The following is a 24,845-nucleotide window of genomic DNA, read 5'->3' on the forward strand; positions in this document are numbered from 1 at the left end:
ACCAGAAATCACCGGACGCGTGGGCGGATGATCACCTGGTGGATGTGCCCATCCGGCGGCGACGACACCGCGTCGGCGATGACGCGCGCGACCGTCTCGGGCGACAAGAACCGCGACGGGTCGTACTGCCCGCCCTCGTAGGCCACCAACCTCTCCTGCATCTCGGTGGCGATCCGGCCGGGATGCACCGACGTCACCCGCAACGACGGCTCGTCGGCGCGCAGCGAATCGGCGAACGACCGCAGCGCGAACTTGCTGCCCGAATAGGACGCCAACCCGGGTGAGGCGTTGATACCCGAACCGGAGTTGACGAACACGACGTGCCCGCCGACCGCCCGCAGCGCGGGCAGCAGCGCCAACGTCAGCGCCACCGCCCCAATCACGTTGACTTCCATACTCGTTCGCCACTCATCGACGGTCGACTCGGCCACCCGCCCGGGAAACGCCACCCCGGCGTTGTGCACCAGCACGTCGAGTTCGTCGACGGCCGCGACGGCGTCGGGAATCGTGTCGGTGTCGGCCAGGTCGAGGGCCAGGATGGCGGCGCCGAACTCGGCGGCCACCTCGTCCAGCCGCGTCGACGGCCGGCCCGCCAACACCAGGCTGTGCGTCGGCGCCAGCGCGGCCGCGACGGCCGCGCCGAGCCCCCGGGAGGCACCCGTGATCATTGCGGTCGGCATGTCGTCAACGCTACCGACCTGCGAACCACGCTCCCGCGTCGCATCATGGTACGGATGCCCGCCGACCACAGCTTCGCCCCGACGCAGCTCTCCGCCCGCGCCGCCTACCTGCTGCGCGGCAATGACCTGGGCACGATGACGACGGCCGCGCCGCTGCTGTACCCCCATATGTGGAGCTGGGACGCGGCGTTCGTGGCGATCGGGCTGGCGCCGCTGAGCGTCGAGCGCGCGGTCGTCGAACTCGACACGTTGCTCTCGGCGCAGTGGGGCAACGGGATGATCCCGCACATCGTCTTCGCCAACGGGGTCGACGGCTACTTTCCCGGCCCCGCGCGCTGGGCCACGTCGACGCTGGCCGTCCACGCGCCGCGCAACCGGCTCACCTCGGGTATCACCCAACCGCCGGTGCACGCCATCGCCGTCCAGCGCATCCTCGACAACGCCCGCACCCGCGGCCGCACCACCCGCGCGGTCGCCGAGGCGTTCCTGGACCGCCGCTGGAACAACCTGGTGCGGTGGCACCGTTGGCTGGCCGAAGCCCGCGATCCGCAGTCCCGCGGCAGGGTCACGCTCTACCACGGGTGGGAGTCCGGCATGGACAACTCGCCGCGCTGGGACAGTGCCTACGCCAACGTTGTTCCCGGCGCGCTGCCCGAGTATCAGCGCGCGGACACCACGATCGTCACCGACGCCAGCCAACGCCCCAGCGACGTCGAATACGACCGGTATCTGTGGCTACTCGAGGAGATGAAGCTGGCCCGCTACGACGACGAGTTGCTGCCCAAGGTGATGAGCTTCGCCGTCGAGGACGTGTTCGTCTCGGCGATCCTCGCCGTCGCCTGCGACGTGCTCGCCGAGATCGGCGAGGACTACAAACGTCCGTCGGCCGACGTGCGCGACCTGTACGCGTGGGCCGATCGGTTCCGGGCGGGCGTGATCGACGCCACCGACGAAAGAACCGGCGCGGCACGCGATTTCGATGTCCGCGCCGGCGAGTGGGTGGCCACCGAGACGGTCGCGCAGTTCGCGCCGCTGCTGTGTGGCGGGTTGCCGCACGAGCGGGAACGCCACCTGGTGAAGCTGCTGGAGGGCCCGCGGTTCTGCGGGCATCCCGACCTGAAATACGGTCTGCTGCCGTCGACGTCGCCGGTATCGCGGGACTTCCGCGCCCGCGAGTACTGGCGTGGGCCGGTGTGGCCGGTGATGACGTGGCTGTTCGGGTGGTGCTTCGCCCGGCGCGGCTGGGCCGAACGTGCCCGCCTGCTGCGCAAGGAAGGTCTGCGGCAAGTCAGCGACGGCAGCTTCGCCGAATACTACGAGCCCTTCACCGGAGAACCGCTGGGCAGCATGCAGCAGTCGTGGACCGCCGCGGCGGTACTGGACTGGCTGGGATGAGCGCTATTCGCCGAGGCGCTCGAGCGGGCCGATGGCCTTGGTCAGCATCTCCAGATCCTCGGGGCTGAGCTTGCCCAGCAGCGTGGCCAGGTACGCCCGCCGCGTCGCCAGCGCCTCTTGGTGCTGGGCCCGTCCCTCGGGGGTGATATCGACCAGCACCGCCCGCAAATCAGAGGGGTCACGTGAGCGTTTGACCAAGCCAAGCTTCTCCAGCCGGCGGATCGCGACCGTGGTGGTGGGGGTGCGAACCCGCTCGTGGGCGGCCAGATCGGTCATCCGCAGCGGCCCCTGATCGAGCAGCGTCAACAGGATCGACAGCTGCGCCAACGTCAGGTCACCGGCTTCCGCACGGTTGGTGTCGCTGCGGCGCAGCACGGAGAAAACCCGGGAGAGCACCCGCTGCAACTCCCCCGCCAACTCCGTGACCTGCGGTTCTACCTCGGCCATAATTCGTCAGTCTAACCTGTCTGAGGCTGCCAAGTTGTGATGACGGGCGATTACCTCACAGAACCTGGGACAGGAACCGCTGCAGCCGCTCGGTCTCGGCGGCCTCGAAGATCTGCTCGGGCCGACCGGCCTCGACGACCTGCCCGTGGTCCATGAACACCACGGTGTCGGCCGTCGACTGTGCGAAGCCCATCTCATGGGTCACCACCACCATCGTCATCCCGTCTTCGCCCAGGTCGGCGATGAGCGCCAGGATCCCCTTGACCAACTCCGGGTCCAGCGCTGAAGTGGCCTCGTCGAAGAACATCACCTGCGGCGCCATCGCCAATGCGCGCGCGATCGCGACGCGTTGCTGCTGACCACCGGACAGCGTCGTCGGGCGCACGTCGGCCTTGTGCCGTAGTCCGACCCGCTCCAACTGCGCCATGCCGAGTTCGCGGGCCTCGTCGGCGCCGAGGCGTTTGAGCTTGCGCGGCGCCAGCGTCACGTTGTCCAGCACGCTTCGATGTGGAAACAGGTTGAAGTTCTGGAACACCATCCCGATGCGCTGACGCAACTGATCCGGGTTGTCGTTGAGCACCGAACGCCCGTCGAGCAGGATATCGCCCCGGTCGGGTTCGTGGAGCCGGTTCAATGTGCGCAGCAGCGTCGACTTCCCGGAACCCGACGGCCCGATCACGACGGCGGTGCTGCCCGCCGGCACGTCGATGTGCACCCCGCGCAGCACCGAGTTCGGTCCGAACGACAGGTGAATGTCGTTGGCGGCCAGAGATACCGGTTCGAAGGCAGCCATCAGATCATCTCTTGTGACGTGGACAGTTCCAGTGGGTCCTCCTCGGTCGGGGCCCGCCCGCGCCGCAGCCGGTTGTCGATGTAGTTCACCAGATGGGTCAGCGGTACGGTCAGCGCCAGGTAGAACAGCCCGGCCGCCACCAGCGGGGACAGGTTGCCGGTCTGCGCGTTGAGGTCGCGGCCGACCTGGAACAGTTCACGCTGGTCGGCCACCAGACCCAGGAAGTACACCAGCGAGGATGCCTTGAGCAGCGAGATGAACTGGTTCATCAGCGCGGGCAATACCCGCCGGATGCCCTGGGGCACCACGACCAGCCGCATCGACGTGGTATACGAAAAGCCCAGTGCCCGCGAGGCTTCCAGCTGGCCCGGCTCCACGCTCTGAATGCCTGAGCGGAAGATCTCGCCGACGTAGGCCGCGGCCATCAGCCCCAGCGCGGCGATGCCGAGCGGAAACGGGTTGTTGCCGGTCAGCCCGCCCACCACCGGGCCCAGGCCCAGGCCGATCAGCAAGATGATGACCACCTCGGGCAGACCGCGGAAGATGTCGGTGTAAACCCGTGCGGGCCAGCGCAATAGGCGGCTTCGGGATATTCCGGCGACGGCCAGCGCCATGCCCAGCAGCAGCCCGATCACCGAGGCGCACACGGTCAGGATCAGCGTGTTGGGCAGACCGGTCTTGAACAGGTCGGGGATGGCCTGCTTGTAGAGGTTCCAGTCCAGGAACGAGTCCTTCAGTTGCGCCAGTGTGGATTTCGGCTGTACCGGCCCGCCGGTGTCGGTTTCCTGTTGCTGCGCGGCGATCGCGTCGAAGTTGGGCAGCTGCGGCACCGGCGCCGCCTTTGATCCGGGTTTCCACCCCGGCGGCAGCGCGCGCGGCACCCAGTCGGAGTACAGCCGGCCCCAGGTGCCGTCGGCGATCACCGCGTCCAGCCCAGCGTTCAACGCGTCGATGAGGGACTGGTTCTCCTTGGCGACCGCATAAGCGATGAAATTGTCCAAGCTGAAGGTGTTTTCGATGATCTCGGCTGGATCGCCGGGTTGCACCGTGCCCTCGGCCTGCTGCGACGGCGCGACCCACGCATCGAGCTGGCGGGATTTGAGGCTCGCGTAGACGGTGTTGTAGTCGGGGTAGATCACCGGCTGCAGGCCCAAGGTGTCGACGACGTAGGACTCCTGCACGGTGCCCTGTACGACCCCGATGCGCTGCCCGGCGGCCAGGTCGCCGAACCCGGTGATGGCCGAGCCGGCGGGCACCACCAGCGAGAAGTAGCCGAAGTCGTAGCCGTTGGTGAAACCGACGGTGCGGCGGCGGGCTTCGGTGGTGGTGATCGACGACGACCCGACGTCGAAGCGGCGCGAGGCCACCTGGGCCAGCAGGCCGGAGAACTCGGTGCCGACGAAGTTGATCTGCAGCCCCAACCGCTCGGCGATGGCCCGCAGCACCTCGTTGTCGAACCCGGTGAACTGACCCGCGGAGTTGATGCAGATGCTCGGCGGGGCGTCCGAAAGGGTGCCGACCGTCAGTGTTCCCGGGGTGCTCAGTCCGAGCGCATCCACGTCGACGGAGTCCAGCGGCACGACGGTGGCCGTGGTGTAGCTGTCTTCGTCAGGTCCCTTGGCAGCTGCGGCCAGGTTGGTGGGCAGTGCGCTGGCGCTCTCGACGCCGGGCGGCGCGCACTGGTCGACTTGCGCCCGTGCCGGCGGCGCCAGGCCCAAGGTGAAGATCAACAACCCGATCAGCGCCAAGACGGTTGTCTTCATTACTGCAACGTAGCGAGCGTCGGCCCGGCGACGGCGACGTCAGGTCAATTGGAATGCAACGCCGGGTGCGCGGACGGGGCGAGTACACCGCGGCGCACCAGTTCGGCCAGCATGATCCGGACCATCAGGTCGGACCGGTCGATGTTGGCTGCGCGCGCCGCGTCGGTGTCGCCGCGGCGGATCGCGTCGACCTCGCGTACGTAGAACGGCAGCATCTCGTCGTGGTTGTCGGTGTATGCACTCCAGAACGCCTCAGGCACCAGCGCCTGCGACGCCTGGATCAGCGCCAGCAACCGCGGGCCCGCGTACCGCTCCTTGATCAGCCGCCGGAAATCCCAGCCGGCCTCGTTGAAGGCACGTGAACGGCGGGTGCTGTGCATGACGCCGAGCAGCCTGTCGAGTTCGTCGATGAGCTCCGGATTGCGGTCGGTCGCCGCACGCGCGGCGGCGATGCCGTTGAGCAGGCCGTAGATTTCGTGGTGCTCGCGCACGACGGTCTCGTCGAACACCTCGACGAACGCCCCGCGGTGGTAGCGGGTGTAGAGGATGCCGTCGTGCTCGAGCTGTACCACGGCCTCCTGGATGGGCACGCGGGACACCCCGAGTTCCTTGGCGATCTCGTTGCGGTCCACCCGATCACCCGAGCGAAGTTTGCCGGTCAGTATCAGGTTGACAACATGCGAGACCACGAGGTCTTTTTCTTTGACCCCATACTTCTTTGGCATCGCGGCCAACAGTGTCTCACGCAGCGGGTGCGCCCGGAGCGGATCGACGCGAGGGAGTGACTAGCTCGTCTGGCGGTCGCGCCAGCGACATAGCGCTTCGGCCTGGGTGAGGTCGTAGTCGGGACCGTTGGCGCCGACGGTCAGCAGCGTGACCCCGAGTTCGGCCAGCGCGTCGGCCTCGGCGAGCAGCTCGTCGGTCGTCTTGCCCGACACTCCGGCCGACCGCTCGATCGCGGCAGGATCTCGGCTGACGTCCGAGCAGTGCCGCGCCAAGACCTCGGCCTTGCGGGGGTAGCCGGCGCTGCCGCTGAAGGTGTGCCAGATGTCGGCGTGCCTGGCCACCAGCCGCAGCGTCTTCTTCTCACCTTCACCGCCGATCAGGACGGGGATCGGCCGGGTGGGCGGCGGGTTGAGCTTGGTCAGCCGCGACGTGATGCGGGGTAGCCCGGTGGCCAGGTCGTCGAGGCGGCTGCCCGCGGTGCCGAACTCGTAGCCGTACTCGTCGTAGTCCTTCTGCTTCCAGCCCGAGCCGATGCCCAGAATCAGCCGGCCGTCGCTGATGTGGTCGACGGTGCGGGCCATGTCGGCCAGCAGTTCGGGGTTGCGGTAGGAGTTGCACGACACCAGTGCGCCGATCTCGATGCGCGACGTCTGCTCGGCCCAGGCGCCCAGCATCGTCCAGCATTCGTAGTGCGCGCCGTCGGGGTCGCCGTATAGCGGGAAGAAGTGGTCCCAGTTGAAGGCGACGTCGACACCCAGGTCCTCACAGCGACGGACCGCGTCGCGGATATGGCGGTATTGCGGGGAATGTTGCGGCTGTAGTTGCACACCGATGCGAATGGGGAAGCTCACCGTTTCAAGTTAGATGAGAGCACTCTCATTTCGCACTCATCTGCGTTTCCGCCGCAAACGCCAGGCTTGGGGATATGACTTCGCCCGCGCTGGATCTGCTGCTCGGCCCGTACGCACCCGACGTGCTGACGGCTGCCCTCACCGAATACGGCGGCAAACTCGAACACCTGCAGCCCGGTCACGTCAACGTGCGGCCCAGCGGCGCGGCCACCGTCATGTACTGGGCGGCGGTGCGTCGCGCCGACGGTACCCGCACGACGGAGATCCTGGCCGCCACGACCGGCAGCCGCATCCCGGCCGGCGCGGCCGTCGTCGCCGGCGAACATCTGGGCGAGTCGGTCGAGGTCGGCATCTGGCGTTGGCCCCAAGACCCGGCGCTGCCTGCGCTGGCCGCGGCCAGCGACGCGGGGGTGCTGCGCCACCTCGGCCTCAGCGCGACGGACGTGAGCGACGTCCGGGTACGCGCGTATCGGCCCGCGCAGCGCGCGGTGCTGGAGGTGCACGACGGCCGTCGCACATGGTTCCTCAAGGTGCTGCGCCCATCTGCCGTCGCGCAGCTGCGCGTCCGCCACGACCTGGCCAGCCCGCACCTACCCGTCCCGCCGGTGGCGGCGTTCACCCCGGACGGGCTGATCGCGCTGCCCGAGGCGCCGGGGACGGCGCTGCGAAACGTGCTTGCCGACGGCGGCGATGTGCCGGCGCCCGACGCGTTCGAGGCGTTGTTGGACGCGCTGCCCGCCGATCTGACGGCGATGCCGCGGCGACGGTCACACCTGCAGCTGGTCGACGACAACGCCGCCGCGCTGCGCTGGGCGGCCGCCGGCGAACCGGACGTGCTGGCCGAGCTGGCTGAGCTCGTCGCCGCCCTGCACACCGTCGAGCAGGAGGCGGCGCCGGTGGTGCCGGTGCACGGAGACTTCTACGAGGGTCAACTGCTGACCCACGGCGCCCGGATCACCGGGTTGGTCGATCTGGACACCGCCGGCCCCGGAGAACGCATCGACGAGTGGGCGATGCTGATCGCGCACCTGTCGGGGCTGGACCTGGAGGACCGGTGGCATCCGACGGCGGGACGGTACGCGGCCGAGGTGTTGGCCCACGCCGATCGGCGAGTGCCGCCTCGGCAGCTGCGCCAGCGCACCGCCGCGGCGCTGCTCGGCCTGGCCACCGGCCCGTTCCGCATTCAGCATCCGCAGTGGCGCGAGCACACCGTCGCGCGCCTGGAGCTGGCGAAGAAATGGCTGGCGAGCGCCGGATGAGAAGGCGCTCATCTTGGTCTCCTTCTGCCCTCACCGCAGAGCGAGACAGTGGACATGTCGGGGAAACGAGGAAAAGGAGCACACAATGAAACGCACGGCTACTTGGAAGGTCCTGACCATGGGCGCCGCGCTCACCGGACTCGGGGTCGCGGGCGCAGGTGCCGCACACGCCGACGCCGGACCGGCCGCGCTGGCTGCGCACCCGGCGGACGTGAATGTCCAACTAACAGCCGCTGTTCCGCAGATCGAGGGTCCGGTGCAGCTGAACATCCCGCAGGAGTTCCACGGTCTTTACGACAGCGTCGACAGCGGAAGCTACTGGGACAGCTGATGTTACGGGCAGGACGGCGGCGGCGCTTCTAGCGTCGCCGCTGTTCGTTCAGCACCTCGCGCAAAATCTCGATCAGCCTGCCCGGCTGGTCGCTCTGTACCGAGTGGCCGGAATCTTCGACGATGCGCACATCGCGAAAACCCGGTGCGGTACGGGCGAACTCGTCGGCGTCGTCGTCGTTGACGAAGAACGACTTGGCGCCGCGCACCAGCGTGGTGGGCACCTCGAGGCGGGGCACGTCGTCCCACAGGCCTTCGAACCCCTCGCCCTTGCGCATCTCGTCGTAACGCCACGTCCAGGTGCCGTCGTCGAGGCGTTGGGCGTTGTGGAAAACGCCGCGGCGCAACGACTCCCGGTCCCGGTGGGGTGCGGCGGCGACGGTCAGTTCGAGCATCGCGTCGAAGCTTTCGAATGTGCGCGGACCTTGTACCAGCGCGACGGTGCCTTTCTGGTCTTCGCTCAACTCGGTGTGGCGCTGCGGCGCCGACGGGGTGACGTCGACGAGTACCAGCCGGCGCACCAGCGCGGGGGCCGACACCGCCAGCCGCAGCGCGGTCAACCCGCCCAGCGACATTCCGACGACGAGGTCGGCTTCGGGCGCCAGCTCGCGCAGCACCGGTTCGATCGTGACCGCGTTGAGCTTGGGCCCGTAGTCGCCGTCCTCGCGCCACGCCGAGCGGCCGTGGCCCGGCAGGTCGAGCGCCAACGCGGGCTCGCCGAGGCCGACGACCACGGTGTCCCAGGTGTGCGCGTTCTGCCCGCCGCCGTGCAGGTACACGATCCGCGCCGGTCCCTCGCCGAACTTCAGCGCGCTGATCGGCCCGGAGTCGATGCGGGTGACCGGCGGTACGGTCTGGACGCCGGCCTGGCGCGCATTCTCTTTGAGGAACATGAACTCGTCGAGTGAGGCCAGTTCGTCGTCGGGGCTTATGTCGCTCACAGCGAAACAGTACAAAACGCGATCTGTGGAGCCCCAGCCGCGCTCAGCGCGGGCAGGACTCCACAAACCGCTAGAAGAAGAGGTCAGCTCTGGATGAAGGTTTCCAGCTGCGTGCGGGCCACGTCGTCGGGCAACTGCTGCGGCGGGCTCTTCATCAGGTATGCCGACGCCGCCACCACCGGGCCGCCGATACCGCGGTCCTTGGCGATCTTGGCCGCGCGCACCGCGTCGATGATCACGCCCGCCGAGTTCGGCGAGTCCCACACCTCGAGCTTGTACTCCAGGTTCAGCGGCACGTCACCGAACGCGCGGCCCTCCAGCCGAACGTAGGCCCACTTGCGGTCGTCGAGCCAGCCGACGTGATCCGACGGGCCGATGTGCACGTCCTTCGTCTTGAACTCACGCTGCAGGTTGGAGGTGACGGCCTGGGTCTTGGAGATCTTCTTGGACTCCAGCCGCTCACGTTCGAGCATGTTCAGGAAGTCCATGTTGCCGCCGACGTTGAGCTGCATGGTGCGGTCCAGTTGCACACCGCGGTCCTCGAACAGCTTGGCCATCACGCGGTGGGTGATCGTCGCACCGATCTGGCTCTTGATGTCGTCGCCGACGATCGGCACCCCGGCATCCTCGAACTTCTTGGCCCACACCGGATCGGAGGCGATGAACACCGGCAGCGCGTTGACGAACGCCACCCCGGCGTCGATCGCGCACTGGGCGTAGAACTTGTCGGCGTCATCGGAGCCCACCGGCAGGTAGGACACCAGCACATCGACCTTGTTCTCCTTGAGCACAGCCACCACGTCGACGGGATCGACGTCGGACACCTCGATCGTGTCCGCGTAGTACTTGCCGATGCCGTCGAGCGTCGGGCCGCGCTGGACGGTGACGTTCATCGGCGGCACGTCGGCGATCTTGATGGTGTTGTTCTCCGACGCGAAGATCGCCTCGGACAGGTCGAACCCGACCTTCTTGGCGTCGACGTCGAACGCCGCGACGAACTTCACATCGCGCACGTGGTACGGGCCGAGCCGCACATGCATGAGACCGGGCACGGTGGCCGACTCATCGGCGTCCTGGTAGTACTGCACGCCCTGCACCAGCGAGGCCGCACAGTTACCCACACCGACAATCGCGACCCGCACCTCTGCGTTGTCTGTCGCCGGCGCGCCGGCTCCGATGTGCTCACTCATGACACGAACTCTTCCCTTCGTACTAACTTGGTAACTGCCTTACGGCTGCTCGGCGCGTCTCTGCGCCAACTGTTCGGCCGCGATCAGTTCATTGAGCCACTTGACTTCGCGCTCGCTGGACTCCAACCCGAGCTGGTGAAGCTGTCGGGTGTAGCGGTCGATCGAATTACTTGCCCGCGCAACTGCTTCACGCAGGCCCTCACGGCGTTCTTCCACCTGACGACGGCGGCCCTCGAGGATCCGCATCCTGGCCTCGGCCGGGGTCCGGTTGAAAAACGCGAGGTGCACGCCGAACCCGTCGTCGGAGTAGTTCTGCGGGCCGGTATCGGCCACCAGTTCGGCGAACCGTTGCTTGCCGGCCTCGGTGAGCCGGTAGACGCGCCGGGCGCGACGCATCTTCGGGGTGCCGTCCGGTGCCGGATCCTCCGCGATCAGCCCGTCGGTCTGCATCCGGCGCAGCGCCGGGTACAACGAGCCGTAGGAGAACGCGCGGAACGCCCCGAGCAGTCCCGTCAGCCTCTTGCGAAGTTCGTAGCCGTGCATCGGAGCCTCTTGCAGGAGTCCCAGGATGGCCAGTTCAAGCACGCGGGACACCTCCTCCTAGAAATCCGAGCTGATCCGATACGGCGGTCCGACACCTCGGGCCAGTGTATCGCGCCGATATATTCGTCGCGAACTCCGGGTGGCCCCAATGCGAACGCCGGCCCGACGCCCGTGGTCGCGATCAGGGCCGGAAGTGCGTCGCTATCAGGACGGATAGCTGATCTGCTTGACCCTGCCGTCGGGCGCCATCGCGATATGGCCGCTGCCGTAGTCACTGGAGACGTAGACGGACACCGACAGCTCCCCCGGCGTGGTCGGATCGCGGGCGGGGTCGATGCTCAGATAGGTGCTGGTGACGTCGCCGGGCTTGATGCCCAGCGTTTCCGGCGCCCCGCGCAGCACACCGACGACCGCCTTGACGTCGAAGCGGCCCAGATCCACCACGGTGGCGCGGCTACTTCTGGAGCTCGACGACGGATCATCCCAGCCGCCGCGATAGGAGTAGATGAGCTCGCGGCGGTCCTCGGCCGGGTCCGGCCGGCTCAGCACGGCGTAGTCCGGGTAGACGGTCAGCCGGTAGCCGGTGGTGTCGCCGAAGCGCTGCTTCATCTGCTCGAGCAGACCGGTCAGACCGCCGAGCGAATGCAGCTGTCGCGGCGGGGTGAGCACGACGGGCGTGATGCCGTCGGGCTGGGCGCCCGGGTCGGAGGCTCCGCTCAGCGGTGACGACGTGTTGCCGTACAGCCCCCAGCCGATCGCGATGCCGACGACCACCAGGACACCGGCCACCGCGGCGCGGATACCCCAGTTGACCGGCTGCGGCACCTGCCGGTTGACCACCTTGGTGATCATCGTGGTCTGCGCCGTCTTCGGGTTCTGCAGATCGGCCACCAGATCCTGCAGCTGGCCCAGCGTCGTCGCGGCAGTGGCCGATTTCACCCGTTCGCCATGCTCGGTCATCGACAGCTGGCCGTCGGCCAGGGCGGTGTCCAGAATCTGGCAGGTTTCGGCGCGGTCGCTGTCTTTTGCCCGCATTCCCGAGGTGCGCCACCCTGAGCTGCCCGAAGCCACGTCGAAGATCGTAAGAGATGGTTTCCGATGGCGCGGGCCGAAGCACGTCGCGCCTCGGTCTGTCCCACAGAGACGTACTCTGGTCCTCGTGCGATTGCAGCGACAGGTGGTGGACTACGCGCTTCGGCGGCGGTCCTTGCTGGCGGAGGTCTACTCGGGGCGCACCGGCGTCTCCGAGGTGTGTGACGCCAACCCCTATCTGTTGCGAGCCGCCAAGTTCCATGGGAAGCCCAGCTCGGTGATGTGCCCGATCTGTCGCAAGGAGCAGCTCACCCTGGTTTCGTGGGTATTCGGTGACCACCTGGGCGCGGTGTCAGGTTCGGCGCGTAGCGCCGAGGAGTTGGTCCTGCTGGCGTCCCGATACGACGAGTTCTCGGTACACGTGGTGGAGGTATGCCGCACCTGCAGTTGGAATCACCTGGTCAAATCGTATGTGCTTGGCGAAGTACCGCCGACAGGCCCGTCCCGGGGTCGGCGGGCATCGCGGAGCACCCAGGCGGCGCGCGCTCGCGCGCGCACGGCCAGTGAATAGCGAAGGGCGACCCGACCGATCAGTCAACGATGTCCGCAAGGGACGCGAGGCTGACGGTGTGAGCGAGCCCGAGCCCAGAAAGGCCGACGGCGGCGGGCGGCATCGCCCGCCGGAGAACGCGCCGTCCGCCAACCGCACCCGACCGGTGCCGCCCGACGATCGGCACACATCGGTGTTGCCGCCGGTGCGCGACCAGCCGCCACCGCATCTGCGCGATCCCATCGACGCCGTCAAGGCGGCGCTGGACGGCACCCCGGCGCCCAAACAGCCGCCACCTCCGCCGCCACGGCGCCCACCCGGCGGTGGTGAACCGCCGGCAGGCCCACCGCCGCCACGGCGGCCCAGCCAGCGCAAGCCGGTCAACTGGTCATGGGTGCGCCGCGGCCTGTTGGCGGCAGCCGTCGTATTGCTGGTGTTGCCGATGGTGACGTTCGCGATGGCCTACCTGATCGTCGATGTCCCCAAACCAGGTGACATCCGGACCAACCAGGTCTCCACGATCCTGGCCAGCGACGGCAGTGAGCTGGCGAAAATCGTTCCGCCGGAAGGCAACCGGGTCGATGTGAACATCGACCAGATTCCGGTGCATGTGCGCAACGCGGTGATGGCCGCCGAGGACCGCGACTTCTACTCCAACCCGGGGTTCTCGTTCACCGGATTCGCCAGGGCGGTCAAGAACAACATCGCCGGTGAGAACCTGCAGGGCGGCTCCACCATCACCCAGCAGTACGTCAAGAACGCGCTGGTGGGTTCGGAACGCGCCGGCATCGGCGGCCTGCTGCGCAAGGCCAAAGAACTCGTCATCTCGACGAAGATGTCCGGCGAGTGGTCCAAAGACCAAGTGCTGCAGTCGTACCTGAACATCATCTATTTCGGTCGCGGTTCCTACGGCGTGGCCGCGGCGGCCAAGGCGTACTTCAACAAGCCGGTCGAAGCCCTGACGGTCGCTGAGGGCGCGCTGCTGGCCGCGCTGATCCAGCGGCCGTCGGGCCTGGATCCGGCGGTGGACCTCGAAGGTGCCACCGCCCGGTGGAACTGGGTGCTCGACGGCATGGTCGAGATCGGCGCGTTGACGCCTGGCGAGCGCGCCGCCCAGGTGTTTCCGGAGACGGTGCCGCCGGAGTTGGCGCGTACGCAGAACCTGACGACCGGCCCGAAGGGGCTGATCGAACGGCAGGTGAAACAGGAACTGCTCGACCTGTTCGACATCAACGAGAAGACGCTCAACACCGAGGGTCTGCAGATCACCACGACCATCGACCCCAAGGCGCAGCAGGCCGCGGAGGAGGCGGCCGCGGAGTATCTCGAGGGCCAGGATCCCGAGATGCGGACTGCGGTCGTGTCGACCGATCCGCGCACCGGCGGGGTGGAGGCGTACTACGGCGGCGACGACGCCAACGGGTTCGACTTCGCGCAGGCCGGGCTGCCGACGGGGTCGGCGTTCAAGGTGTTCGCTCTGGTGGCGGCGCTGCAGCAGGGCATGGGGTTGGGCACCCAGGTCGACAGTTCGCCGCTGGAAGTCAACGGGATCAAGATCACCAACGTCGAGGGTGGCGGCTGCGGCACCTGCAATATCGCCGAGGCGCTGAAGCGCTCGCTGAACACCAGCTACTACCGCTTGATGCTGAAGCTGGAGGACGGCCCGGAAGACGTCGCCGAGGCCGCGCACCAGGCCGGTATCGCCGAGAGCTTCCCAGGTGTCGAGCACACCCTGTCCGAGGACGGTCAGGGCGGTCCGCCCAACAACGGAATCGTGTTGGGCCAGTACCAGACTCGGGTGATCGACATGGCGTCGGCCTACGCGACGCTGGCGGCCTCCGGTGTCTACCACAAACCGCACTTCGTGCAGAAGGTGGTCAACGCCCAGGGCGAGGTGCTGTTCGACGCGTCGCAGCAGGACGCCGAGGGCGAGCAGCGCATCGACAAGAAGGTCGCCGACAACGTCACGTCGGCGATGCAGCCGATTGCGGCGTACTCCAACGGCCACGCGTTGGCGGGCGGTCGTCCGTCGGCGGCCAAGACGGGCACCAACCAGCTCGGCGACACCGGCGCCAACCGGGACGCCTGGATGGTGGGGTACACGCCGTCGTTGTCGACGGCGGTGTGGGTGGGCACCACCGGCGGCGACAAACCGCTGGAGAACCAATGGGGCTCACCGGTTTACGGCTCCGGTCTGCCGTCGGACATCTGGAAGGCCACGATGGACGGTGCGCTCCAGGGCACTGAGGTCGAGTCGTTCCCCAAACCGGAAGAGATCGGCGGTTATGCCGGTGTGCCGCAGGCGCCGGTCGCGCCGCGGACCCCCGCTCCCGATGAAGACCAGCCGCCACCGTCGGACGTTCCGCCGTCGCAGCAGACGGTGATTCAGCCGACTCTTGAACTGGCACCGGGCATTACGATTCCGTGGGGTCCGCCCACCACCGTGCCCGTCGGTCCGCCCGCTCCGGCTGGTCAGCCCGCTCCGGGTCCGCCTGCGCCCGCCGGCCAGCCCGCACCTGTCGGGCCCGCGCCGCCGCCGGGAGCCCCGGGGCCCCCGCCCGGCCCGCCTCCGCCTCCGTGACCGAGCCGGACCTGAAATCACCGGCTCCGCTGGTAGATGACCGGCGGAGCCTGGACCAACGTGACTTGCCCAGCCGCACCGACACCGTCGGCGCTGCGCTGTCCGATGTGATCGGCGGGCCGGTCGGCAAGCACGCCCTGATCGGCAGGCAACGGTTCCTGACCCCGCTGCGGGTGATGTTGATCCTCGGGCTGGTGTTTCTCGCGCTGGGCTATGCGACCAAGGCTGCGTGTCTGCAGACCACCGGCACCGGCACCGCCGATCAGCGGGTCGGCAACTGGGACAACCAGCGCGCGTACTACCAGCTGTGCTATTCCGACACCGTCCCGCTGTACACCGCGGAACTGTTGAATCTCGGGAAGTTCCCGTACAAGTCGAGCTGGGTGGAGAAGGACGCCTCCGGTGAGCCGCACATCCAGTACGACGGCAACCTCGCAGTGCGCTACATGGAGTATCCGGTGCTCACCGGGCTCTACCAGTACGTGTCGATGTCGTTGGCCAAGACCTACACCGCGCTGACCAAGGTGGCGTCGGTGCCGATCATCGCCGAGGTGGTGATGTTCTTCAACATCGCCGCGTTCGGGTTGGCGCTGGCGTGGCTGATCACGGTGTGGGCGGCATCGCAATTGGCCGGGCCGCGCCGGGTCTGGGATGCGGCGCTGGTGGCGGCGTCGCCGTTGCTGATCTTCCAGATCTTCACGAACTTCGACGCGCTGGCAACGGCTTTCGCGACCGGCGCGCTGCTGGCGTGGGCGCGACGAAAACCCGTGCTGGCCGGAGCGCTGATCGGCCTGGGGGTGGCGGCCAAGCTGTATCCGGTGCTGCTGCTCGGGGCGTTGGCGGTGCTGGCGGTGCGCACCGGCCAGGTACGTGCGGTCGTACGCGCCGCGGTGGCGGCCGTGGTGGCGTGGCTGGTGGTGAACCTGCCGATCATGGTGCTGTTTCCGCGCGGGTGGTCGGAGTTCTTCCGGCTCAACACCCGCCGCGGCGACGACATGGATTCGCTGTACAACGTGGTGAAGTCGTTCACCGGCTGGCGCGGTTTCGATCCCGATCTCGGCTTCTGGGAACCGCCGACGGTGACCAACATCGTTTCCGCGATCCTGTTTCTATCGTGTTGTGTCGCAATCGCTTACATCGGGCTGACCGCGCGGCACCGGCCGCGGGTGATGCAGGTGGCGTTCCTGGTGGTGGCCGCGTTCCTGTTGACCAACAAGGTGTGGAGCCCGCAGTTCTCGCTGTGGCTGGTGCCGCTGGCGGTGCTGGCGTTGCCGCATCGCCGGGTGCTGTTGGCGTGGATGACGATCGACGCGCTGGTGTGGGTGCCGCGGATGCTGTACCTCTACGGCGAGCAGAACGGCGGCCTGCCCGAGCAGTGGTTCACCACCACGGTGTTGCTGCGCGATATCGCGGTGGTCGCGTTGTGCGCGCTGGTGATCCGCCAGATCTATCGGCCGGAGCTGGATCTGGTCCGGGCCCGCGGCGAGGTCGACGACCCGGCCGGCGGGGTGTTCGACGGGGCGCCGGACGCGCCGCCGTCGTGGCTGCCGGACTGGCTGCGCCCGGAGCGCTCCCGGGTGAGCGCCGCCTCATCGGCGTCGTAGCCCGGATTTCGCAGATCAGCGCGGTTTCCTGTAGCCTGGGCCGGTTGCCGACGCAGGCGACCCTCCTGTCACGGAACGTCCGTGGCCGATTAGACCGTAGGAGGTGATGAGGTCTTCATGCGTCCATACGAAATCATGGTCATCCTCGACCCCACCCTTGACGAGCGCACTGTAGCTCCGTCGCTGGAAGCGTTCCTCAACGTGGTCCGCAAGGACGGCGGCAGCGTGGACAAGGTCGACATCTGGGGCCGACGCCGGCTCGCGTACGAGATCGCCAAGCACGCCGAGGGCATCTATGCCGTCATCGATGTGAAGGCTGAGCCCGCGACCGTGTCCGAGCTGGATCGCCAGCTCAACCTGAACGAGTCCGTGCTGCGGACCAAGGTGATGCGGACCGACAAGCACTAGTCCCGAAGAAGAGGCTGTACACGTCGGAGCGCTTCCGTAGGCTCGCGCCCAGTAAGCCGCCCAAATAGGAGGATCTCGTGGCTGGTGACACCATCATCACCGTCGTTGGAAATCTGACCGCCGACCCGGAACTGCGGTTCACCCCATCGGGTGCAGCTGTCGCCAACTTCACGGTCGCGTCGACGCCGCGTATCTATGACCGCCAAAGCGGTGAGTGGAGAGACGGCGAGGCACTGTTCTTGCGGTGCAACATCTGGCGCGAGGCCGCCGAGAACGTGGCCGAGAGCCTGACCCGCGGCGCGCGGGTGATCGTGCAGGGCCGCCTCAAGCAGCGGTCGTTCGAGACCCGCGAAGGCGAGAAGCGCACCGTGGTGGAGCTCGAGGTCGACGAGATCGGCCCATCGCTACGGTACGCGACCGCCAAGGTGAACAAGGCCAGCCGCAGCGGCGGGGGCGGCGGCGGCTTCGGTGGTGGCGGCGGCGGCGGAGGCTCCCGCCAGCCCGAACAGCCCAAGGACGACCCGTGGGGCAGCGCGCCCGCGACCGGCTCCTTCGCCGGCAACGACGACGAGCCGCCCTTCTAACCAAACTGATCAGCAATATCGAGAAGAGATAGAGACACATGGCCAAGAGCAACAAACGCCGCCCGGCTCCCGAGAAGCCGGTCAAGACTCGCAAGTGCGTGTTCTGCTCCAAGAAGGGGCAGGACATCGATTACAAGGACACCGCGCTGCTGCGTACCTACATCAGTGAGCGCGGCAAGATCCGCGCGCGCCGCGTGACCGGCAACTGCGTGCAGCACCAGCGTGACATCGCCGTCGCGGTCAAGAATGCCCGCGAGGTGGCGCTGCTGCCGTTCAGCTCGTCGGCGCGATAAGCCGCGATAAGAGGACTAGAGAATGAAACTGATTCTTACCGCTGACGTCGACCACCTCGGTACGACGGGCGACATCGTGGAGGTCAAGGACGGCTACGGCCGTAACTTCCTGCTGCCGCGCAAGCTGGCCATCGTGGCCACCCGGGGCGCGGAGAAACAGGCCGAGGCGATCCGGCGGGCCCGGGAAGCCAAGAGCGTCAAAAGCCTCGAGCATGCCGGCGAGCTGAAGACCGCCATCGAGGGCCTGGGCGCGGTGGAGCTGTCGGTCAAGGCGGCTCCGGACACCGGCAAGCTGTTCGGCTCGGTGACGGCTGCAGACGTCGTCGCGGCCATCAAGAGCGCCGGCGGGCCGAACCTCGACAAGCGCACCGTCCAGCTGCCCAAGGCACATATCAAGATGACGGGCACCCATCCGATCGAGGTGCGGCTGCACCCCGAGGTGGATGCTTCGGTGTCGCTGCACGTCGTCGCCGCGGACTAGCGCCAGCGTCAATAAGACCGGGTGAGGGCTTGATCGGCCTTCACCCGGTCGTTGCTGTATGCGCTGGCGAACTTTGCGGGCGCATCGCGTCACAGCGAAGATAACCGGCTGTTAACCTCCGCGCCGTCGGGACGATACTCAACACGCCCGAGACGGCAACCGGACACGACACGCCGAACGAATTGTCATCCACAGATCCAGAGCCCACCTGTGGTGCGCTAAACAGCGCAAATGTATTCAACGGAGACGTTAGTCCACAGGTTCTCCCCAGGCCGTCAACATGGGGGGAGCGGTCTATCCACACGCCATGCACAACCTTATAAACAGGCCCCATTGACTGGCCTCCAGCAACGTCTAGCGTGAGCCGTCGCGGGCGATTTGTCTGTGTGCTCAATTATTGTCACGGCAGTACGTGTCGAATATGCGTTCGAGCTTCGAACTAGGGGAGGTGCAGGGCTAGGTGGCTGTCGTTGACGACTTGGGCCATTCGGGCATGGACGCTCCACCGCCCAGTGAAGACTTCGGTCGCCAACCGCCGCAGGACGCCGCGGCCGAACAGGCCGTCCTCGGCGGCATGCTGCTGAGCAAGGACGCCATCGCCGATGTGCTGGAGCGGCTGCGTCCCGGCGACTTCTACCGGCCCGCCCACCAGAACGTCTACGACGCGATCCTGGACCTGTACGGGCGCGGTGAGCCCGCCGACGCGGTGACGGTGGCTGCGGAGCTCGATCGGCGGGGGTTGTTGCGCCGTATCGGCGGGGCGCCGTACCTGCACACGCTGATCTCCACGGTGCCGACGGCGGCCAATGCGGGCTACTACGCGGGCATCGTGGCGGAGAAGGCGCTGCTGCGCCGGCTTGTGGAGGCCGGAACGCGGGTCGTGCAGTACGGCTACGCAGGCGCGGAGGGGGCCGACGTCACCGAGATCGTGGACCGGGCGCAAGCCGAGATCTACGACGTCACCGAGGGCCGCGGCGGATCCGAGGACTTCGTGCCGCTCGAGGACCTGCTGCAGCCGACGATGGATGAGATCGACGCGATCGCGTCCAACGGCGGGCTGGCGCGCGGCGTGCCGACCGGCTTCATCGAGCTCGACGACGTCACCAACGGTCTGCATCCGGGCCAGATGATCATCATCGCGGCGAGGCCGGGTGTGGGTAAGGCACTGGCGCTGGATACACCGCTGCCGACGCCGACGGGCTGGACCACGATGGGCGACGTCGCGGTGGGGGATTGGCTGCTGGGGGCTGACGGTGAGCCGACGCAGGTGGTGGCGGCGACGGACGTCATGCTGGGCCGGCCGTGTTACGAGGTCGAATTCGCCGACGGGACGGTGATCGTCGCTGATGCGATGCACCAGTGGCCGACGAGTCGGGGTGTGCAGGTCACCACGGCGCTGCGACCCGGCGTCGACGTCGTCAGCGCGACGCGGGTGCCGGCGTTGGCGACGGTGGGTGGTCGCCGTCGGTCCGCGTGGGGAATCGACGCGGTCCGGCGCACTGCGAGTGTGCCGGTGCGCTGTGTCGAGGTCACTAGCGCCGATCACCTGTATCTGGCGGGCCGAGACATGGTGCCGACGCACAATTCGACGCTGGGGTTGGACTTTTTGCGGTCGTGTTCGATCAAGCACCAGATGTCCAGCGTCATCTTCAGTTTGGAGATGAGCCGTTCCGAGATCGTGATGCGATTGCTGTCGGCGGAGGCGAAGATCAAGCTGGCTGACATGCGGTCGGGCCGGATGAGTGATGACGACTGGACGCGGCTGGCGCGGCGGATGAGCGAAATCAGCGAAGCGCCGTTGTATATCGACGATTCGCCGAACCTGACGATGATGGAGATCCGCGCCAAGGCGCGGCGGCTGTCGCAGAAGGCGGGCTTGAAGCTGATTGTCGTGGACTACATGCAGCTGATGACGTCGGGCAAGAAGTACGAGTCGCGTCAGCAGGAGGTGTCGGACTTCTCGCGAAGCCTGAAGTTGATGGCCAAGGAGCTCGATGTCCCGGTGGTCGCGATCAGCCAACTGAACCGCGGTCCGGAACAGCGCACCGACAAGAAGCCGATGATCTCGGATCTTCGCGAGTCGGGATGCTTGACGGCCAACACGCGAATCCTGCGGGCGGACAACGGTGCCGAGGTGACGTTCGGTGAGCTGATGCGCACCGGCGAGCGACCGCTGGTGTGGTCGCTGGATGAGCGCAAGCGCATGGTGGCGCATCCGATGACCAACGTGTTTTACAGCGGGCACAAGGAAGTGTTCAAGGTAAGGCTGGCGTCGGGCCGTGAAGTAGAGGCGACAGCGAACCATCCGTTTATGACGCTGGACGGCTGGACTCCGTTGGGCGAGTTGCAGGTTGGCGATCGCGTCGCGGTGCCTCGGCGGGTGCCTGAGCCGGTGCAGACCCAGCGGATGAACGACTCCGAGGTGATCCTGCTGGCGCACATGATCGGTGACGGTTCGTGTGTCAAGAACCAGCCGATCCGCTACGCGAGTATCGACGAGTGGAACCTGCACGCGGTCGCGTCCGCGGCCGAGCATTTCGGTGTGACCGCGGTGCGTGATGACTATCCCGCGGCGCGGGTGACGACGCTGCGCCTGCCGACGCCGTATCACTTGACGCACGGCAAGCGGAATCCTATTGCCGCATGGTTCGACAAGCTGGGGCTATTCGGCAAGCGAAGTTACGAAAAGTTCGTGCCAGAAGCGATTTTCGCAGCACCGAATGATCAGGTCGCGTTGTTCCTCCGGCATCTTTGGGCGACGGATGGGTCGGTGCGGTGGGATTCGAAGGCTGGGCAAGGCCGGGTGTATTACGCGTCGACAAGTCGACGACTCGTTGACGACGTCGCCATTCTGTTGGCACGTTTGGGCGTGTTCGCGCGCATCAAGCGGGTCCGTAAAGCGGGGTATCGCGATGGGTGGCATCTGTACATCTATGGCGCCGAGAACCAATTGCGATTCCTTCGCCATGTCGGCGTGAACGGCGAAAAGTCGATCGCCGTGCGGGACGTGGTCGGTATGCTCGAGAGCAAGGTTCGTAACACGAACCTCGACACTGTTCCGAAGGAAGTCTGGACGAATGTCCGTGCGGCGCTGGCAGATCAGAAGATGTCACACCGGGCGTTCGCGGCGGCGATGGGCACAAAGTTCTGCGGTTCGACGTTGTGGAAGCATGCACCGAGCCGTGGCCGGTTGCATCGAACGGCCGCACTGTTGGAAGACCACGAGTTGCACGACCTCGCAACCAACGAGGTGTTCTGGGATTCGATTGTCGAGATTACGAGCATCGGCGAACACGATGTATACGACGGAACCGTAAGCGGGACACACAATTTCGTTGCGCAGGGTATCTCAGTTCACAACTCGCTCGAACAAGATGCGGATATGGTCATACTTTTGCATCGGCCGGATGCGTTCGAGCGTGACGATCCTCGCGGTGGCGAAGCGGACCTGATAATAGGTAAGCACCGCAACGGGCCAACCAAGACCATTACCGTTGCGCACCAACTGCATTTGTCGCGCTTCACCAACATGGCGAAGGCGTAACACGACCTGTGACTTCTCATACTTCGTGACCAAATCCCATCTGGAATGACCACCGAATGACCAATTGGTCACGAAGCGTGAGACAGATTGGATGTCAGCAAGCATGCGTTGTATTCATCCTGGTTCAGGGCCAACTCAGCGACGCCACTAGCGCGGGTGGCGGTCGCTCTAGTGTCATCGTCTAACCAACTTGTTAAACAGTCATGGGCAGCTCGTCAATCTTTCTCGCAGCTCGACACACGGCTACCGAGCGGACTGCTTCGTAGCCTATCAACTGTTGCGTCTGGCAACAGTTAGTGTTGACAGACGCAACCGAAAGCTGGTTTGGCCGTGCGCTTTTCGGGTGGAGGTTCTGTCTCGGCTCCGTCCCGATTCGGTTATAAGCTCGCGCTGGCACCACTTTGCGCCGCATCCTCGACCGCAAGCTAATTCGATGATCCGCACGCCACATCCCCCGAGTACACGGCGCGTCAGGCGTGGGCCCAGATGGGGGAGCGGGCCAGGCATGTGCCGATGCTCGTCATCCAGGGCACGGAGGACGAGGTGGTTCCCCCGCTGGTCGCTACTCGTTTCGTCGCGCACTGGAGCGCGGGGAACGATCTTGTCGACGCGTTGTCGTGGGGGACTTCGCGTGGCGAAATGCGCTCTCCTAACGGCAGGCACCATCCCTCCATGTCGTCGAACAGCACGCGATGTAGCCGTTCCGCTACGCCGCACGCGGGGGAAGCGCGACAGTTTCACCCGCGACATCGATCGCGACCTTGCCGTGCAGCACATACGACCGCCTGTTCTCCAGGAGATCGTGAGCCTCGCCCATTCGTGCGAGCGGCAGGGTCGCGCCGATGACCGGCTTGACGAGACTGCGCTCGACCAGCGTTGTGAGCGCGTCCAGTTTTCCTCGGTTCTGTCGTGTGAAGACGAAGTGATAGGCGGCGTTCTTGCCCCAGGCCTCGATGAGATTCTGCGGCTGCGCGATGTCGACGATGCTGACGACGCGTCCGGCGTCGGCGAGCGCCAGCGGGCTTCGGGTGAGCGTGTCACCGCCGATCGTGTCGAGGACGACATCGACCCCCTTGCCCTGCGTCATCTCGGCCACGGCGTCGACGTAGTCCGTCGACGTGAAGTCGATCGCTGCATCCGCTCCGAGAGAGCGCACGAACTCATGGTCGCTGCCCTTCGCGGTGGTGATCACCCGCGCCCCGATCGCCTTCGCGACCTGGATCGCGATCGTGCCGACACCGCCGGCGCCACCATGGACGAGGACCGTCTCCCCGACGGTGAGCTGAGCCCGCGTTACCAGCGATTCCCAGACGGTTCCGCCGACGAGAGTCAGACTTGCCGCCTCCAGGTGACTCAGGTTCTCCGGCTTCCGGCCGACGAGGTCGACATCGGCGACGTGCTGCTCGGCGTAGGAGCCGGGGCCGCCGAAGATCTGGGGCGTGTAGTACACCGCATCTCCGACGCGGAACTCGCTCACGTGGGACCCGATTTCCTCGATCACGCCGGACACGTCGTGCCCGGTGATCGTGGGGAGCGCCACCAGGTCCGGGTAGTCTCCGCGACGGATCTGATAGTCGAGCGGGTTGACGGCGGTCGCATGGACGCGCACCCGTACCTGGCGGGGTTCGACCTGAGGTACGGACACGTCGCGCAGTTCGAAGGCGTCGGACCCACCGAAACGTTCGAGCACCACAGCTTTCATCGATCCGGCCATATCCGTGTTCCTCCTCGTGGTTCTGGGTGCGTAACGCTCCAGGACGGGCGTTCTTCCCATGCGCCGGGTGCACGCTCCACGCACTGTCTCATGCACGCGATTGCCGGGCTCTCCAGCGATCGGGGTCGTCCTCCAGCGCGGCGCGGTCCCAGTTGCCGAGGACTGCCGCGGCTTCGTAAGTGCCCTGGAGGAATTCGGTCAGTGCCTGGTCGGGGTCGGCTGCTTGCCGTACGGCCTCATACGGCAGCAGGAACTGGCGGTAGTCCTGACTGTAGAACGCCTCTTCGGGGCCGACCTGGTAGTCGGCGAAGCCATCGGGTGCCGGGTAGGCATAGGCATAGAACGCGCCCTCGTCGCCGCCGCCGGGCCAAAACCCGCAACTGCTCAGTTCGCGGGAATACCCCTCCACCATCACCCAGTCACCGACATTGGGTGAGCCACCGGGGTGGATCGGCGCGCTACCGCCGGAGAATCTAGTACACGCTAAATCCATTGCACCCCAGAAGAAGTGAACCGGACTGACCTTGCCAACGAACCGTGATCGGAACTGGCCGATGACGCGGTTCGCCTGGAGCAGTTGCCGCCAGAACAGGTTCGCGGCTGCGGGATCGTACGATGCGCGCTCGACGTCTTCGGCGAACGGCACAGCCGGCTCGACTTCGTTGGGACGGGGTTGGATCCGCGTGTCGAGACCCAGCTCCTGCAGCGCCGACATCACCGTGAGGTAGAAGTCGGCCACGGATCGCGCTTTGAGATGGATGGATCCGCCTGCGCCGCTGCTACTTCGGATCCGCAACTGGTGGTCGATGAAGTCGAACTCGATGTCGAAGGTTTCACCGCGGTGCGGGATCGCCGATGTGGTGAGCCCCCGCGGCGTCACGTACAAGGTGACCTGCCACCAGTCGTTCACCAGCGGGGCGTGGGCGAGCCGGATCTTGCCGACGATCTGCGTCCACATGTGCAGGGTTTCCCGCGTCGGTGCCCAGTCGTCGACACGCAGACGGGGCCAACTGTCGAGGCGCGTGTGCTCTGCCACGGGGGTCCTTTCTCCTTCGGGTACTACTGGTACTCCGGCTTGGCGACGTTGGGCGAGCAGCCTGCCTCCAAGTACGGCGTCGGTTGCCGTACGCAGCGAC

At 66.6% G+C, this 24,845-nt stretch carries 23 protein-coding genes; 11 read left to right on the forward strand and 12 right to left on the reverse strand.

The window, feature by feature from the left end; all coding sequences use genetic code 11:
* Window positions 1-8: 8 nt before the first annotated feature.
* Window positions 9-680: an SDR family oxidoreductase gene (locus tag ABQE44_RS11870; protein WP_448429929.1), complete on the reverse strand. Its 672-nt coding sequence runs from the start codon at window positions 678-680 to the stop codon at window positions 9-11.
* Between the two features lie 54 nt (window positions 681-734).
* On the opposite strand from ABQE44_RS11870, the gene ggh reads away from it, so the two are divergent.
* Window positions 735-2,075 carry a glucosylglycerate hydrolase gene (gene ggh, locus ABQE44_RS11875; RefSeq protein ID WP_448391549.1) on the forward strand — a complete coding sequence of 447 codons (1,341 nt, stop codon included), beginning with the start codon at window positions 735-737 and terminating at the stop codon, window positions 2,073-2,075.
* Between the two features lie 3 nt (window positions 2,076-2,078).
* Here the strand turns inward: ggh and ABQE44_RS11880 are convergent, their stop codons facing one another.
* From ABQE44_RS11880 to ABQE44_RS11900, 5 genes are read right to left on the reverse strand one after another with little or no spacing between them, the layout of a single operon-like run.
* Complete coding sequence (locus ABQE44_RS11880; protein ID WP_448391550.1) at window positions 2,079-2,522, reverse strand: MarR family winged helix-turn-helix transcriptional regulator; 444 nt, start codon at window positions 2,520-2,522, stop codon at window positions 2,079-2,081.
* 55 nt (window positions 2,523-2,577) lie between these two features.
* Entirely contained in the window at window positions 2,578-3,315 is a 738-nt protein-coding gene (locus ABQE44_RS11885) for an amino acid ABC transporter ATP-binding protein (protein ID WP_448391551.1), read from the reverse strand.
* Window positions 3,315-5,078 (reverse strand): ABC transporter substrate-binding protein/permease, encoded by a 1,764-nt coding sequence (locus ABQE44_RS11890; RefSeq protein ID WP_448391552.1) that lies wholly within the window; start codon window positions 5,076-5,078, stop codon window positions 3,315-3,317. The genes ABQE44_RS11885 and ABQE44_RS11890 overlap by 1 nt, the downstream gene beginning before the upstream one ends.
* A gap of 44 nt (window positions 5,079-5,122) precedes the next feature.
* Window positions 5,123-5,803: a GntR family transcriptional regulator gene (locus tag ABQE44_RS11895; protein WP_448429931.1), complete on the reverse strand. Its 681-nt coding sequence runs from the start codon at window positions 5,801-5,803 to the stop codon at window positions 5,123-5,125.
* A gap of 60 nt (window positions 5,804-5,863) precedes the next feature.
* Window positions 5,864-6,655, reverse strand: coding sequence for an LLM class F420-dependent oxidoreductase (locus tag ABQE44_RS11900; RefSeq protein ID WP_448391554.1), 792 nt, complete (start codon window positions 6,653-6,655; stop codon window positions 5,864-5,866).
* Window positions 6,656-6,729: 74 nt separating this feature from the next.
* Between ABQE44_RS11900 and ABQE44_RS11905 the strand changes: the two genes are divergently transcribed.
* Together ABQE44_RS11905 and ABQE44_RS11910 are read left to right on the forward strand one after the other, a co-directional pair.
* The gene (locus ABQE44_RS11905; protein ID WP_448429933.1) at window positions 6,730-7,914 is read left to right on the forward strand and encodes an aminoglycoside phosphotransferase/kinase family protein; all 1,185 of its coding nucleotides are present in this window, start codon (window positions 6,730-6,732) and stop codon (window positions 7,912-7,914) included.
* Between the two features lie 85 nt (window positions 7,915-7,999).
* On the forward strand, window positions 8,000-8,245 hold the full coding sequence (locus ABQE44_RS11910; RefSeq protein WP_448391556.1) for a hypothetical protein: 246 nt from the start codon (window positions 8,000-8,002) through the stop codon (window positions 8,243-8,245).
* 28 nt (window positions 8,246-8,273) lie between these two features.
* Here ABQE44_RS11910 and ABQE44_RS11915 read toward each other — a convergent pair whose 3' ends face one another.
* From ABQE44_RS11915 to ABQE44_RS11930, 4 genes are all read right to left on the reverse strand, one after another.
* Complete coding sequence (locus ABQE44_RS11915) at window positions 8,274-9,185, reverse strand: Rv0045c family esterase (protein ID WP_448391557.1); 912 nt, start codon at window positions 9,183-9,185, stop codon at window positions 8,274-8,276.
* A gap of 83 nt (window positions 9,186-9,268) precedes the next feature.
* Complete coding sequence (locus ABQE44_RS11920) at window positions 9,269-10,375, reverse strand: inositol-3-phosphate synthase (protein ID WP_448391558.1); 1,107 nt, start codon at window positions 10,373-10,375, stop codon at window positions 9,269-9,271.
* A 39-nt stretch (window positions 10,376-10,414) separates the two neighbouring features.
* Window positions 10,415-10,960: a PadR family transcriptional regulator gene (locus tag ABQE44_RS11925; RefSeq protein ID WP_448391559.1), complete on the reverse strand. Its 546-nt coding sequence runs from the start codon at window positions 10,958-10,960 to the stop codon at window positions 10,415-10,417.
* A 162-nt stretch (window positions 10,961-11,122) separates the two neighbouring features.
* Window positions 11,123-11,989 (reverse strand): DUF1707 SHOCT-like domain-containing protein, encoded by an 867-nt coding sequence (locus ABQE44_RS11930; protein WP_448429935.1) that lies wholly within the window; start codon window positions 11,987-11,989, stop codon window positions 11,123-11,125.
* An 88-nt stretch (window positions 11,990-12,077) separates the two neighbouring features.
* On the opposite strand from ABQE44_RS11930, the gene ABQE44_RS11935 reads away from it, so the two are divergent.
* The 8 genes from ABQE44_RS11935 (at window position 12,078) to ABQE44_RS11970 (ending at window position 21,995) form a co-directional block, all read left to right on the forward strand.
* On the forward strand, window positions 12,078-12,521 hold the full coding sequence (locus tag ABQE44_RS11935; protein ID WP_448391561.1) for a DUF5318 domain-containing protein: 444 nt from the start codon (window positions 12,078-12,080) through the stop codon (window positions 12,519-12,521).
* 145 nt (window positions 12,522-12,666) lie between these two features.
* Window positions 12,667-15,081: a transglycosylase domain-containing protein gene (locus ABQE44_RS11940; RefSeq protein WP_448430202.1), complete on the forward strand. Its 2,415-nt coding sequence runs from the start codon at window positions 12,667-12,669 to the stop codon at window positions 15,079-15,081.
* Window positions 15,078-16,685 (forward strand): glycosyltransferase family 87 protein, encoded by a 1,608-nt coding sequence (locus ABQE44_RS11945; protein WP_448429937.1) that lies wholly within the window; start codon window positions 15,078-15,080, stop codon window positions 16,683-16,685. The genes ABQE44_RS11940 and ABQE44_RS11945 overlap by 4 nt, the downstream gene beginning before the upstream one ends.
* Window positions 16,686-16,802: 117 nt before the next feature.
* Window positions 16,803-17,093, forward strand: a complete 291-nt coding sequence (gene rpsF, locus ABQE44_RS11950) for a 30S ribosomal protein S6 (RefSeq protein ID WP_448391563.1) — start codon at window positions 16,803-16,805, stop codon at window positions 17,091-17,093.
* Window positions 17,094-17,170: 77 nt separating this feature from the next.
* The gene (locus ABQE44_RS11955) at window positions 17,171-17,677 is read left to right on the forward strand and encodes a single-stranded DNA-binding protein (RefSeq protein WP_448391564.1); all 507 of its coding nucleotides are present in this window, start codon (window positions 17,171-17,173) and stop codon (window positions 17,675-17,677) included.
* Window positions 17,678-17,715: 38 nt separating this feature from the next.
* Window positions 17,716-17,970 carry a 30S ribosomal protein S18 gene (rpsR, locus tag ABQE44_RS11960; RefSeq protein WP_448391565.1) on the forward strand — a complete coding sequence of 85 codons (255 nt, stop codon included), beginning with the start codon at window positions 17,716-17,718 and terminating at the stop codon, window positions 17,968-17,970.
* Between the two features lie 22 nt (window positions 17,971-17,992).
* The gene (gene rplI, locus ABQE44_RS11965) at window positions 17,993-18,451 is read left to right on the forward strand and encodes a 50S ribosomal protein L9 (RefSeq protein ID WP_448429939.1); all 459 of its coding nucleotides are present in this window, start codon (window positions 17,993-17,995) and stop codon (window positions 18,449-18,451) included.
* 460 nt (window positions 18,452-18,911) lie between these two features.
* The gene (locus tag ABQE44_RS11970) at window positions 18,912-21,995 is read left to right on the forward strand and encodes a replicative DNA helicase (protein WP_448429941.1); all 3,084 of its coding nucleotides are present in this window, start codon (window positions 18,912-18,914) and stop codon (window positions 21,993-21,995) included.
* A 706-nt stretch (window positions 21,996-22,701) separates the two neighbouring features.
* Here ABQE44_RS11970 and ABQE44_RS11975 read toward each other — a convergent pair.
* On the reverse strand, window positions 22,702-23,709 hold the full coding sequence (locus ABQE44_RS11975; protein ID WP_448429943.1) for a zinc-dependent alcohol dehydrogenase family protein: 1,008 nt from the start codon (window positions 23,707-23,709) through the stop codon (window positions 22,702-22,704).
* Window positions 23,710-23,797: 88 nt separating this feature from the next.
* Window positions 23,798-24,745, reverse strand: a complete 948-nt coding sequence (locus ABQE44_RS11980; RefSeq protein ID WP_448429945.1) for a DUF5996 family protein — start codon at window positions 24,743-24,745, stop codon at window positions 23,798-23,800.
* Window positions 24,746-24,845 lie beyond the last annotated feature (100 nt).

Source organism: Mycolicibacterium sp. XJ2546, assembly GCF_053483195.1.